14 protein-coding genes are annotated in these 13211 nt (G+C 37.0%); 3 read left to right on the forward strand and 11 right to left on the reverse strand.

The window, feature by feature from the left end; genetic code table 11:
* Positions 1-2 precede the first annotated feature (2 nt).
* The 6 genes from pstB to M902_RS04110 form a co-directional block, all read right to left on the reverse strand.
* Entirely contained in the window at positions 3-770 is a 768-nt protein-coding gene (gene pstB / locus M902_RS04085; RefSeq protein ID WP_021266530.1) for a phosphate ABC transporter ATP-binding protein PstB, read from the reverse strand.
* Positions 770-1630, reverse strand: coding sequence for a phosphate ABC transporter permease PstA (gene pstA / locus M902_RS04090; protein ID WP_021265869.1), 861 nt, complete (start codon positions 1628-1630; stop codon positions 770-772). The genes pstB and pstA overlap by 1 nt, the downstream gene beginning before the upstream one ends.
* A complete protein-coding gene (gene pstC / locus M902_RS04095; protein ID WP_021266296.1) occupies positions 1627-2568 on the reverse strand; it encodes a phosphate ABC transporter permease subunit PstC in 942 nt (313 codons plus the stop codon). Before pstC ends, pstA begins: the two co-directional genes overlap by 4 nt.
* The gene (pstS, locus tag M902_RS04100; RefSeq protein ID WP_021266113.1) at positions 2568-3563 is read right to left on the reverse strand and encodes a phosphate ABC transporter substrate-binding protein PstS; all 996 of its coding nucleotides are present in this window, start codon (positions 3561-3563) and stop codon (positions 2568-2570) included. Before pstS ends, pstC begins: the two co-directional genes overlap by 1 nt.
* 102 nt (positions 3564-3665) lie before the next feature.
* Positions 3666-3881: a hypothetical protein gene (locus M902_RS04105; RefSeq protein ID WP_021266044.1), complete on the reverse strand. Its 216-nt coding sequence runs from the start codon at positions 3879-3881 to the stop codon at positions 3666-3668.
* Positions 3882-3999: 118 nt separating this feature from the next.
* Entirely contained in the window at positions 4000-5010 is a 1011-nt protein-coding gene (locus M902_RS04110) for an HD-GYP domain-containing protein (RefSeq protein ID WP_021265938.1), read from the reverse strand.
* A gap of 224 nt (positions 5011-5234) precedes the next feature.
* Between M902_RS04110 and M902_RS04115 the strand changes: the two genes are divergently transcribed.
* Positions 5235-6128: a hypothetical protein gene (locus M902_RS04115; RefSeq protein WP_156979710.1), complete on the forward strand. Its 894-nt coding sequence runs from the start codon at positions 5235-5237 to the stop codon at positions 6126-6128.
* Here M902_RS04115 and M902_RS04120 read toward each other — a convergent pair.
* Both M902_RS04120 and M902_RS04125 read right to left on the reverse strand, forming a co-directional pair.
* A complete protein-coding gene (locus tag M902_RS04120) occupies positions 6125-7132 on the reverse strand; it encodes a DUF4340 domain-containing protein (RefSeq protein WP_021265835.1) in 1008 nt (335 codons plus the stop codon). The two genes, M902_RS04115 and M902_RS04120, sit on opposite strands and share 4 nt — an antisense overlap.
* Positions 7133-7149: 17 nt before the next feature.
* Positions 7150-7827 (reverse strand): hypothetical protein, encoded by a 678-nt coding sequence (locus tag M902_RS04125; RefSeq protein ID WP_021266435.1) that lies wholly within the window; start codon positions 7825-7827, stop codon positions 7150-7152.
* Between the two features lie 148 nt (positions 7828-7975).
* Here M902_RS04125 and M902_RS04130 point away from each other — a divergent pair, with 148 nt between their 5' ends.
* Entirely contained in the window at positions 7976-9670 is a 1695-nt protein-coding gene (locus M902_RS04130) for a S8 family serine peptidase (RefSeq protein WP_021266470.1), read from the forward strand.
* A 77-nt stretch (positions 9671-9747) separates the two neighbouring features.
* Here the strand turns inward: M902_RS04130 and rpmB are convergent, their stop codons facing one another.
* On the reverse strand, positions 9748-9984 hold the full coding sequence (rpmB, locus tag M902_RS04135) for a 50S ribosomal protein L28 (RefSeq protein ID WP_021266376.1): 237 nt from the start codon (positions 9982-9984) through the stop codon (positions 9748-9750).
* Positions 9985-10217: 233 nt separating this feature from the next.
* Here rpmB and M902_RS04140 point away from each other — a divergent pair, with 233 nt between their 5' ends.
* Positions 10218-11171: a hypothetical protein gene (locus tag M902_RS04140; RefSeq protein ID WP_156979711.1), complete on the forward strand. Its 954-nt coding sequence runs from the start codon at positions 10218-10220 to the stop codon at positions 11169-11171.
* On the opposite strand, the gene M902_RS04145 is transcribed toward M902_RS04140, so the two are convergent.
* Positions 11172-12173: a radical SAM protein gene (locus tag M902_RS04145; protein WP_021266133.1), complete on the reverse strand. Its 1002-nt coding sequence runs from the start codon at positions 12171-12173 to the stop codon at positions 11172-11174. It lies immediately after the preceding gene.
* The gene (locus tag M902_RS04150; RefSeq protein WP_021266073.1) at positions 12170-13204 is read right to left on the reverse strand and encodes a hypothetical protein; all 1035 of its coding nucleotides are present in this window, start codon (positions 13202-13204) and stop codon (positions 12170-12172) included. Before M902_RS04150 ends, M902_RS04145 begins: the two co-directional genes overlap by 4 nt.
* Between the last annotated feature and the right edge of the window lie 7 nt (positions 13205-13211).

Here is a 13211-nt window from a genome sequence, read left to right on the forward strand (position 1 = left end):
CCTTAGCCAAAACGGCCAGTGATATAATCTTCTGTTTTCTTTTCTCTTGGATTTGTAAAGACATCGCTACTTAGGCCATGCTCAATAAGTTCGCCTAGGATAAAGAAGCTTGTATAGTCAGCAATACGGGCAGCTTGTTGCATATTGTGAGTTACGACAATTACCGTGTAGTCCTTTTTAAGCTCACTCATAAGATCTTCAATCTTTCCAGTTGCAATCGGATCTAGTGCTGATGTTGGTTCATCCATTAAAACGATTGGAGGATTTGTTGCTAGTGTTCTTGCAATACAAAGCCTTTGTTGCTGACCGCCTGAAAGAGAAGTCCCTTCTTGGTGTAGCTTATCTTTTACTTCATTCCAAAGTGCAGCCTTTGAAAGACAGTTGTAGGCTATTTCATCAAGTTCGCTTTTTTTCTTTTTACCCCAAAGTCTTGGGCCAATGACAACATTGTCATATATACTCATGGCGGCAAATGGATTTGGCTTTTGAAAAACCATTCCGATTTTTCTGCGAATTTCAACGGGGTCTGCTGAAGGTGCATAAATATCATTCCCTTCAAGTAGGACTTCTCCAGAAACACGCGCGCCTTGAACTTCTTCGTGAATACGATTTAGAGTTCTAATATATGTTGATTTACCACACCCTGAAGGACCAATTATCGCATTGACCGTATTTTTATGATACTTAAGATCAATTCCTTTCACGGCGTGAAAGTCACCAAACCATGCTTGAATATTATTAACTTCTAAAATGATATCGTTATTAGACATTATGATTTCCTCGCAAAGAATTTCTTAAGTTTCTTTGAATTGAATAAAAACTTAGCACTTAAATTTAGTCCTAGAACAATAATAATAAGTGTAAATGATCCGGCCCAAGCTTGCTGTTGCCATTCTTTATACGGACTAATTGCATAGTTATAAATTTGTACTGGAAGAGAGGCCATTGGGCCCGCTACATTATAGCTCATGTACATACTTCCAAATGCTGTAAAAAGTAGGGGAGCTGTTTCGCCTGCCGCTCGAGAAATGGCCAGAATAACTCCTGTCATAAGAGAGTTTCTAGAACCTTTAAGAATAATATTATAAATCACTCGCCATCTTGGAAGTCCAAGAGCAAGGCCAGCTTCTCTGACGTGTCTAGGAATAAGCTTTAAGATCTCCTCAGTTGTTCTCGTTACAATCGGTAGAATTATTATACTAAGTGCAAAAGCACCGGCCAGTGCCGAGAATGATTTGAAGCTTACAACAAAGATTAAATAAGAAAAAATACCAACAACAATTGAAGGTACACCTGTTAGGAGGTCTATTGTAAATCTAAGAGAAGTTGCAATCTTACCTTTTCCGTATTCGCTTAAGTAGACACCACATAGTGTCCCAACAGGGACCGCTATGAGAGAGCCAATTGAAACCATAATAAGTGTTCCTAAAATGGCATGTCTCATTCCGCCACCAACTTCACCAACTGGTTTTGGATCATTTAAAAAGAAATCGAGGCTAATTGAAGTAGATCCCTTTTGCAGAAGAAAAATAAAGACGAGAATTAAAGGAAGAATGACAAGTAGAGCAGAGAGAACGAGTAGTCCCTTGAAAACTTGATTTTTTATAATTCGACTTTTTGAGATTTTCATTTAGAAACTCCCTTCGTTTGTTTCCATACAATTGTTCGTGCAACAAGGTTAACGACAAAAGTAACAACAAAAAGAAGTAGTCCAACTAGGCATAGAGCTGAAAGGTGTAGATCACTTTCTGCTTCTGCATATTCATTTGCCATAACGGAGGCCATTGTTGAGGCCGGGGCAAAAATTGATTTTGAAATTTGTGGAGTATTTCCAATTACCATAGCAACGGCCATTGTCTCTCCAAGTGCACGTCCTAGACCTAGAACGAGTGCTCCAACAATTCCTGAAAAACTTGGCCTTAATACTGCGATCTTGATCATTTCAAACTTTGTTGCACCTAGACCTAAGGCCGCTTCCTTGTGGAGAATATTAATTGAACGAAAGACTTCACGAGCAACTGAAGTAATAGTCGGAATAATCATAATTGCCAAAATAATTGAGGCCGTAAGAATACCAATTCCAAAGCTTGGACCTTGAAAGAGAGGTAGAAAACCAAGTGTTGCTTTAAGTGCCGGAGTAAGCATTTCTTTTACAAATGGAGCGAGATAGTATAGGCCCCAGAGTCCAAAGATTATACTAGGGACGGCAGCGATTAGTTCAACGAAAGTTCCTAGAATACCCGAAATACCTTTTGGAAGATATTCTGTAATAAACAGTGCCACTGAAATACTAACTGGACCTGCAATAAGTAGAGCTAGTAGAGAAGTAACTACTGTACCAAAGATAAATGGTAGTGCACCAAATTCATCATCAATAGGATTCCAAAAGTCATCTGTGATGAATTTAAAACCAAATTCACTAAATGCCTCACGACTAGCGTAGAATAGCTGACCAACCATAAGTATTAGCAGAACAATGACAATAAGAGAAAAGAATCGAAGTGTTATATAGGCCAACTTATCCTGTTTTGAAGGAGAAGCTGGCCTTAATTTTTTAAGTATGTTCATTAAAGAGATTTTACCCTTTCTAATACCTTTTTGGAAAGTTCTGTAGGTAGTGGAGCGTAGTAAAGTTCTTTTGCATAACTTTGACCTTTGCTGATTGCCCATTCGACAAATTTATATATCTCAACCTGTTTTAGATCTTTTTCTACCATCGGAAGAAGAATATAAGTAAGGGCACTAATAGGGTACGAGTCTTTGGCACTGCTGTTGATTAGTGAACCAGTTAATTCTTTTCCTTCAGTTTTGAATTCTTTGGCCGATGCCGAAACTGCCTCAACTGTTGGATTGATATAAAGACCAGCTTTGTTTTTAAGAGCAACTGTTTTTATATTATTCTTTCTTGCGTGGGCAAGGTCCATATAAGTGATTGAACCCTTCGTGTTACTTACAATTGAAGTTACACCATCATTTCCTTTGGCCCCAACTCCTGTTGGCCAGCGAAGTGACTTTCCTGTTCCAACTCTTTGCTTCCATTCTGTGCTTACTTCCACAAGGTAGTCAGCAAAATTCTTAGTTGTTCCTGAACCATCTGCACGACGAACAACAAGGATGTCGTCTGAAGGAAGTTTGACTCCAGGGTTCAGAGCTAATATTTGAGCAGCATTCCACTTAGTTATTTTACCTAGGTAGATATCAGCAAGTGTTGGCCCATCTAGCTTTAGTTGGTCAGGTACTTGAGGATGGTTATAAGCGATAGCAACGGCTCCTAGAACCATTGGTACGTGAAGAACTGGCCATTTTGCTTTCTTCTTATCCTTTGCTTTCATTGGAGCATCTGAAGCACCAAAATCAACTGTTTCTTTTAGAAGCTGGCGAATACCTCCACCTGAGCCAATTGGTTGATAGTTAAATTGAACCTCTGGATTAATTTTTGAATACTCTGAAAACCATTTTGAATATATTGCGTATGGAAAAGATGCTCCAGCGGCATTAATCTTTAAAGCGAATGTGCTTGTACTTGCCAGTAACAGGCAGAGTGCAACTATTCTCTTAATCATGTGTGTCTCCTAAACTCAGTGTTTTATTGAATTTAGCACATGGTAAATATGGTGTTTATTAAGATTTTGTTAAAAAATGGGCGACGTTGTCGCCCCGCGTGATTATTGTAATGTATTTGAAACGTAAAGTCGGAAGGACTTGTCTTGATTACGACGGATCGTACAGATTCCTTCTTCTCTTTTGTTTATGAGAAAATCGTAGTACTCAGGTAGAGTGTCTTGAATTTCTAAAATTGATTTACCTTCGTGTTCACCAAAATCGATAAAGACGTTTTCTTCTGCGATAATTCCCGTTACCGGGCTTACTTCGTTGGCCATGTTCCCTCCCTAGAATCTGGCAAATGTTGAATTTAAATATATGTAATAAAAATATATTAACCTTAGTCCTTGGTTACTTATAATTGTGAAATATTTAAAACGTTATGAAAAGTTTTTTTTACTTGACTGAAGTTGTAAAGAAATTACGAAAATAATTAATGATAATCTTAAACTCGTGAGGGTAATCCTTACCAATATGTGAACGCACTTTCTCTAAGGCATCAAAGATTGTAAGGGCCTCTCGGTAGGGGCGTGGAGAGATCATTGCCGCTACAATATCACAAATATTTACCATGATTGTTTCAAAACCTGTAACAGTTAAATTTTTTAAGTACTGGTTGTCTGAGTCGTACTTATCTAAAATACTGAACGTGTGATGATTTTCAATAACCTTCATATGGGCCGGACTTAATTGAATTCTTCCTTGTAGTATACGGGCCGAAATAATCGGGTGTTTTGCAAGAAGTACCTTATCCATTTCTGAAAGATTTTCCTTATCGTACTTATCAATTGGAATGGCCGACATTCCAATATCTTTAAAGTAGCTCGTGATAAAAAAATTCTCGATATCCTTATCATTATATAGTTGTGACGTCTTTAAAATCCCCACAAGAAAAATAGATGAAAGTAGGGGCTGTGCAAAAATATAGTGGTGGCCCTGGGCCGCAAAATATCGATAAAGTGCCTCGTGCATTTTTGTATTCTTAATCAAGAAAGACGCCAAAACTTTTAGACTTTGGTATTGCAAATTAAGTGCACTATCATCTGTAGGGTCTTCAAAGAGATAACGAAGATTGATAGTTATAAGATTTAATTGATTCTTACAATTTTGGTAAGTATCACCCATAGAAAATGAGCGAGTTACTTGTCTAAGAGAGTCTTGTTGTAATTCTTTAAGCTCTTGTCTTTGCTCTGTTGTAGCGAAAACAATAGTATGACCTTTTTCAATCATCTCTTTAAGTGTGTCATTTGATACATATGTTCCACGGTAGAGATTGTGCTTAAATTTTCCATCCTCGAAGATATAGACATCACATGGTGTTGTTGGAATATTAAACAGCTCCCTAATAGTAAAAGGGGTTAAGTTTAAGGCCAAATGTGATTTACGGAAGATATCCTCTGCTTTCATAGTTCATATTATAGCTTAAGTCGCTAAAATCATTAAATACCAAGAATAATAGGCAATATTTCGCAATTTTTTTAATTAATAGAAAAAGCCTTAGCTTATAAGTTAAGCACTCGAAATTAATAGAAATTAAAGGCTATTTTGAATAAGTCTCGAATTAATTAACTAAGTTGCTATATTGAATTGATAGAACGAATGTTGAGCTAATTTTGACAAGTGAGAAGGCCATGAGTGCGCTAAAGAATCTAGAAGATTATATTGCTGACCCGAAATTATTTGAATCAATTCAACTATTTGATGACAGTTCGTACAGCCTACATTGGTCGAATTGGTCAAAGTTAATTTGTGCAATGAAAGAGCGACATTTAAATGGTGATTCTTCAATGAGTATTGAGGAAGTAAAAGAAGAACTCGAGACTTTTAAAGAAATACCAGTTTGGCTTGTTAATAAGAAAGGAGAGATGGAGACAACACTCTTTGATCTATATAACTTCTATATTGATCCTAGGCTTAAGCACCTGTGGTTTGATGTGAATAAGCAAACCCTTATTTCTCTTAAGCATAAGGCCGGCCCATTTATGCATCTTCATTCAATGAGATGGGTTGATTATGATATCTATAAATTATTTGTCTATGATCGTCTGCTTAATAATCTTTCTCTAAGTCATCGTGACTTTAGAATGAATACAAGTTTAAAAGCTAAATTTTCATTTTGGAATTCTATTTTAAAACCTGTTGATGGACAGATTGTGCAATTGAGTCGCAAGGGAATCCTTGTATCGATTGAAGGTCATAAGAACTTCTTAAGTCTATCGCAGTCCGACCAAATATCTCTTAGTGCTGAGGTTGGGGGACTCCTCAGTGCTACAGGGAAAAAGTTCGAAGAGTTTGATGAAGTTATTGGAAATTGTACAAAAGCAAAATCTGTAAAAATTGACTTTGATGAAAATATTTTTAAGGATTTAAATGCTCTTGAGACTTGCAAAGGGGAGACCTACTATATGTTCATTCCTTTCGCAAAATTTCCAATCAAACATCATCGCGTAGGTAAGGCCGTTCAACACGTTATTGATGAAGTTGAAGGAGCTGCCTCTAATATCCTAAATAAGCTAATTGCCTAGTAAATAATTTTATTCAAAGGGCTTGGTCTAAAAGATCTTAGCCTTTTGTATAAAACATTTAAGTACTCTTTACTCACTAAGAAAGGGTGCTCTCTATTTGATGCTCGAATAATAAAATTCTCTTTTTTCTCAATGTTTAGATCAGGTAAGCTTGTTAAAACCCAAGAGAGGTCATACTCAATTTCTTCACCTGTTTTGATCTTAACGATGACTTTAAAGTATGGCTTGGCCAGATAGCGCTCAATTGCCTTATCCATTTTATCTGTTCGTTTATCAAGGATAGAGTTGGATTTAAAACTTGTAAGCTTTACTAAGAACTCTTGTACGGCCTCATCATCGAGGGCCTTATTTCCTGAAACCCAGATATCTTTATCATTTCGACTGAATTCAAAGCGTAGTTTTCCAGAATTAATAACTGTAACTCCTCTAATATCACTTGGAGCATAACTAAAGACTCGTGAATCAATAAGAGAGGGAAGATCAATCTTTTCAAGAGAGAACTTTACTGCATTAACGTGATAGATGGCATTGTCCTTATCACTCACGACATAGGTTGAGTTATCAATTGGGTTAATTAAACCAAATGAGATGGTTTCATCAGATCCATCTTCACCTTTTAGCGTGATAATTGAAGTAGGATTATCGAGAGAGAAGTTTGAAAGGTTAATTGGATCCTTTGGAAAAATCTTCTTGATTTTAACATTTTTAAGCGAGTCCAAAAGTTTATTAATGATTGTTTCATTGGCATTAATTCTTCTTGGTTTCGTAATAATCCATTGGTTCTTATTTTTAGCAAGACTAAAGCGTCCTAGGTTTGATTGAAGGGAGATATTATCAACCTTATCAACTTGATCACTTGTGAATAGAAACTGAAGATTAGACAGTTCTTTTGATGTAATAACTGGAGCTTGAAAAAATTCACTAATAACTGCTCCAAAAAGGAGAGTAATAAAGAGTATTGAGACGAGGCTAGCTGAAAAGTAATTACGTTTAATATTTTGCATAAGAAATTCTAGAATTCTTATTCGAGATCGTCAAAGAGATCGAAGTCATCTTCAGCATCTGAGCCTTTTTCTTTGGACGCCGCCGGAGCAGTTGGTTCCTCTCTAACTTCTGGCTCAATAGACTTGATGAAATTTCTAAGTAGGGTACGTTCACCTTCTTTTAGGAATGTAAACTTGATACCTGTTCGGAACGGCATACTCGTTTGGGAAATAATACGGCTCTTCATATTGTAGGTACGTGAGAAGATGACGACGCCATTTAGAATAATTCGATTTGGTATTTGAATATCAACAACAATCGATTGACCTTGAGTAAATTGTTTCTCACAAAAGAAATACATACCATCCATGTAGAGTTCAGATAGGAGAATATTTCCCACATAGACTTTGCCTGCAGGTAAATCAGGAATAAATTGCTTGATAATTTTTGTTTCTTTGATTGGCGTAACGTTGTCTCCAGACATGGCCGCGTCGGCCAAAGCCTGTGGATCAAGAGCAGACTCTTCGTCTTCAATACTATCGTTGATTGGTAGTTCGCCTTTATCCTTGTAAATCTCGATAAGGTCGTCAATATTAGGCTTCTCACCATTTTTATATCGTAGTTTTACAGCTGCTTCCACTTCATCTCGAAGTGTCCAAACGTTAACTTTGATTCTCTTTATTAGGACTGGGTCGCTACTTTTACCGTGTATCATTAACTAACATTTTCTCACATTTTCAATATTTTGTATCTTTTGAAATTTTTGCCTCTGAAAGAGTGTTAAACTAGTTGGTAGACAATTATTCAAAAGTCTTAGCATAGGGTCTCCCATGGAAGGGAGATAAAAAGATTAGGAGGATCTAATGAGATTAAAAGCATTTTTAGCACCCGCTGTTGTTTCAGCAATGGCCCTTTCTCCACTAGCTGCTGATTACGTTCCAGGTGAACTAATTGTAAAGCTAAAGAAAGATGTATCTGTTGAAAGCTTTTTTGGACAATCATTACATGGAAGTTCGCTTGACCGACGTATCGAATTAACGTCTGGTGACTTATATGTAGTTAAGTTTAATGAGTCTCTTGTGTCAATTGATGCAATTGCAAAGCAAATGAATGAAAGAGCAGAGGTAGAGTATGCAGAGCCAAACTTTATCTATGAAATCGTTAAGCCAATCGTACACACAAATGTATTAGAAGAAATCTTAAGCTATAGCACTTCTTCAGATGAAGGTGTTTACTACACGCCAGCTGATGAAAAATTTGGTCAACTATGGGGTCTGAAAAACACTGGTTCAAATGCTCCAAGAGGTGTTTCTGGTGTTGAAGGTGCAGACGTAGATGCACTTAGAGCATGGGAAATTACTCAAGGTGATCGTGCTATTAAGATTGCTGTTATCGATACTGGTATCGATTATAATCACCCAGATCTAAGAGATCAAATGTGGACAAACGAAGGCGAGATTCCAGGTAACGGAATTGATGATGATGGTAACGGGTATGTAGATGATATCCACGGATATGACTTCGCAAATAATGATGGTGATCCAATGGATGGTCACTCTCACGGAACTCACTGTGCTGGTACAATCGGTGCTTCACACAACGCTATTGGTGTTGCTGGTGTTATGAGAGATGTACAATTTGTAGGTATTAAATTCCTAACAGATAGCGGTTCAGGTTCAACTGAAGCTGCAATTAAATCAATTGATTACGCAACGAAAATTGGTGTTGATATTATGTCAAACTCTTGGGGAGGCGGTGGCCGCTCAGAAGCTCTTAAAGAAGCAATTGAAAGAGCTAATGAAGCAGGGATCGTATTTACAGCGGCTGCTGGTAACTCTTCAACAGATAATGATTCACGTCCACACTACCCATCAAACTACAACGTTGATAACGTAATCTCTGTTGCTGCAACAACTGCTGCTGATGAACTAGCAAGCTTTTCTTGTTATGGACGCTCAACAGTACATATCGGTGCTCCAGGACACGAGATTCTTTCAACTGTTAAAGGTGGACGTTATGCATCTTACTCAGGAACTTCAATGGCAACACCACATGTTTCTGGTGTAATTGGTCTATTCCTTTCTGAAAATAAAGGACTTACTCCACTAGAAATTAGAAATAAGGTAATGGTTACTTCTGATCCTGTAGCAGCTCTAAGAGGTAAGACAATCAACGCTGGTCGTATTAATGCTTATAATCTTCTAACTGACACAGTTCCTGAAAGAAATGAGCCAAATCCAGAAGATTGGGAAACTGTAAATGTTTCTTCTTTTGAATCAGAGCATCCATATTTAGAGAACCAAACTCTTGAGACGACTTACACTGTTGAAGGTGCAAAATTTATGAGAGTCAGAGTTCGTAAATTTGATCTTGAGAATCGTTATGACTTTATCGAAGTTAGAGATGCCAGAGGTGTACTCGTTGAGAAGATTACTGGTTCAGGTGAGAACTATACTTCTTTCTTCGCTGAAGGTGATACGCTTAAGCTTGTTTTCAAGTCTGATCGTTCAGTTCAGAAGTGGGGATTTGCTATTGATCAAGTAGATGTTCAATACTAAGAAATATTCAAACTACCCAAATAAAAAGGCCAGCAATATGCTGGCCTTTTCTTTATCTTAAATCGATTTTAATCTAATTAAGCGTTCCAAAGGTGCTTGTACTTCTTAAGGAACTTAGAAAGTGAACCAACTTTATCTAGAGTTCTGATTGCTCTAGTTGAAAGTCTAAGCTTGATTGTTTCACCTGTTACAGGATCAAAAACTCTCTTCGTTTGAAGGTTTGGTTTTTGAGTCATTTTTGTTCTATTTTTAGCGTGAGAAACTTTGTTACCAACAAGTCTTCTTTTTCCAGTTAAATCACATGTACGTGCCATCACTTCATCCTTATTTATTTATATAAACTCTACATTAACATATGGGTTATTAGGTTGTAGAATATAAACATAACGTCATAAAAGTGCAACTACTTTTGTACAAATTGCGTAATATCCTACGGATTTTACTGCAAAAAACCAAAGTTATTTGGACATAGCAGCGGAATATCGTTATCATATACTTATTATTAAATGTAATTCTAGATAGTTAGAACTTTTTTGAGGGAAGAGATTTGAAAAAACGAATATTATTGTTTTTATCAGTCTTGGTCTTAATGGCCCTCGGTTACTATTTCTACACATATTATAATGAGCAATACCATCCTGAGGCCTTGAGAGAACAATATTCTCAGAGCTCATCAATAACGTTTACAGATCGCGCACTACCTAAGAAGAAATTCGTTCCACGAAAGCAATTCCATGAACAAGCAGACTATAAGAGGTCTGATGACCAGGTTGTGGTATTGAGTAATTTTGGCCCAGATGGAGGGGCCTTTTCAGAGCTAAGTGCTAATATTGAAGACCTAAAGAAGAGTAATTCTGACTGTGAGCAGGCTTATAATTCCGTGATGCCACCGACACAAATCATTGACCCTAATTCGGGCTATTATGCACAAGAGAGTAATATCGCTAATCTTGTTAGTGGAGTTCTCGATCAGTTCGTTGGTAATGATGGGAGAGCGATGGCCAGGAATTTTCCTGAACTTGCTCAAGAGGCCCTTGATAGTGTTGATGAGATAAGTGAAGAGGATATGGCCACGATTATGCGAGCACCTCTAATTTGTCGCCAGTCTAATATTACAGTGCTATTTGAGACTATTATTGAAATGTCGAGTGAAGATAGAATTACACAAGCTCAAAGGGCCCAGATAATTGATAGCACAGTTAATAAACTTGTTTCTAGTCTAGAAATAGATAGCCTACAAGATAATATCCTAGTGTCTTTAACTCTCTTAAAGGCCGTAGGGAGTTTATCAAACAAAGATAGTGAGTACTTTTCTGAGCTTGAGTCAATCTATGATGAGATGTCCACATCTCAAACAGGTTTTGAACAGGCATCGGCAAAGAATGCTAAAATCGTAAACCCTGGCGAATTTTATCGTAATTATCGGGAAAGGCAGCGCGGCTTTTCTTCTTCTGTCATTGAGATTCTCTATCTTAATTTTCCAGAATACTTAGACGAGTAACTACTCTTCCATACAGAGATAGGTACTCTTTTCAGATGCACCTGCTCTTAGACAGAGGTCTTTTATCTTGCCCAAAATCCACATTCTCATTGGTCTTGGATAGCGAATTTTTCCGTCTTCACCCTTGGTTAATTCAGAGTGAAAGTAAGTTGTTTGTGGGTAGTTCTTCTTTACTTGTGAATAAACATCTTTGGTAAAGCGTACAACACCAATGGAAATATACTCAACTTTACTTAAGGGGATGACTTCACATAACTCATTAATTAGCTCTTGATATTCACTCTCAAAATCCTCACTGTGAATCACTGGATCAAAGTGAATACCAATAGGGTGACCAGCTTCATAAAGGCGTTTAATGGCCTTAAGACGGGCCGAGAGACTCGGAGTCTTAAGGTCATGAGACTTAATCTTATTCTTTGGTGAAAGAGAAAATGATGTAATAAAATTTGGCAGTGGTGCAAGCTTTAGAAGCTCTTTAATATTTGCGGATTTTGTTCTTAGCTCAATATAGCAGTGAGGATTTTTCTTCGTAAACTCGTGATAGAAATTTAGCTCACCAGTAAGGTGGGTCAGGGCAAGAGAGTCACTAAATTCTCCCGCATGAAACCACATATTTTCATCCGACTTATCTGCCAGCTTCTGCATTTCACTAATAATCTCTTGATGATTTACAAAGAGCACTAGATCTGGAGTATTGAAATACCCTTGCAGATAGCAGTAGTCACACTCATAAATACAATTGTACGCGTGAATAAAATAGTAGTGTGGCTCTCCGGAGATACCGTAAGCATTAGGGGCCTCTTTTATGAGTTGGCCTTGCTTTCTAGCAATAAAGAGGTTTAGTGAGTCTCTCTTTTGTAAGTAAGGTTTTTTTACTCTGCCCCAAATATCTGCATAGTTAGAAATAATTTCAATTTGTGCTTTTGGAAACTTAAGAGGAAGCTGACTTGAGATCAAGGTATCCTTGATTGAGTCTTCAATAAAGATCTTCTCTATTTTCAAAGTTCTTCTCCATTCATGAGAGAATTAAATCTATTCCAATCAATCTTTGAAAGTTTCTTTTGAATACTCATGAGTTCTGTTTCAGAAGTTATTTTTGATCGTATAAAGAGGATAACTTTCTCCAGTGAAGGATCGTAAGTTAGCTCATTTTTTTCTAGGCCTGTATCTTTAACAAAGTTATCAAGTTGTTTAATTATTTTTGTTCGAGTTGGATAGAGCTTTTCTTTCAAGAAGTCTCTAAGCTCTAAGGCCTTCTTCTTTGGAGTTACTTCATGGGCCTTAATATCTTTTATAGCACTTAAGTTTAAAAGTTCTTCCTGATTCATTTCATACTTTACTAGGATTTGCTTTATTAAGTTTGTAACTTCGCGCTCTAGAGAAAGAGTAAAGTAAAAGTTTTTATCATCAAGAAAAGAAAGATCTGCATTGGGTGGCTTCTCTTTTTTCGAAACAGAAGTTAAAAAGTAGCGATACAACTCTTGCGAATAGTCCTGTGCATGTTCTTTTATATATTCACAAATTGGTGCATCTGTAACGTGATCAGAGATTAATTTAAAAGCTCTTAAAGGAATCTGGAATTTTTTTGACACTAACCCAATGGCCCAGGCCTCACGATCAGCAAGTGGTGCAAAATGAGAAAGTGAGTTTGCAAGCTTTGAATCAAGAATTCGTTCATTTGCAGTAATTAGATCTAACTTTGAAGATTCGCAAAGGCACTGAAAGCTTTTAAATTCACCTTGTCCATAGATGGTTCTAATCTCAAATATTTCACCTAGTCGAAGTTCTTTATTAAAAGAAGCACAGATTCCAAGATTAATGAGCTGATTTAGCTTTATTCCTTGTGTTTTTAGAAGGCCCATCGCATAGGTTAGTGCCATCATTACATTCTGTGGGCCTTCTCCTGTTAGGACTAAACCTAAACTTTTATCACCACTTAGATAAAGATCGTTAAATTCAGGATGGGACTTAAGATCCATCTCTTTTAAAAATGTTTGGGCCTCGCCGCGGTGGGCAAATACAAGTAAATCCATAAGTAGG

Origin of the sequence: Bacteriovorax sp. BAL6_X (assembly GCF_000443995.1) — a bacterium.
Lineage (GTDB): Bacteria > Bdellovibrionota > Bacteriovoracia > Bacteriovoracales > Bacteriovoracaceae > Halobacteriovorax_A.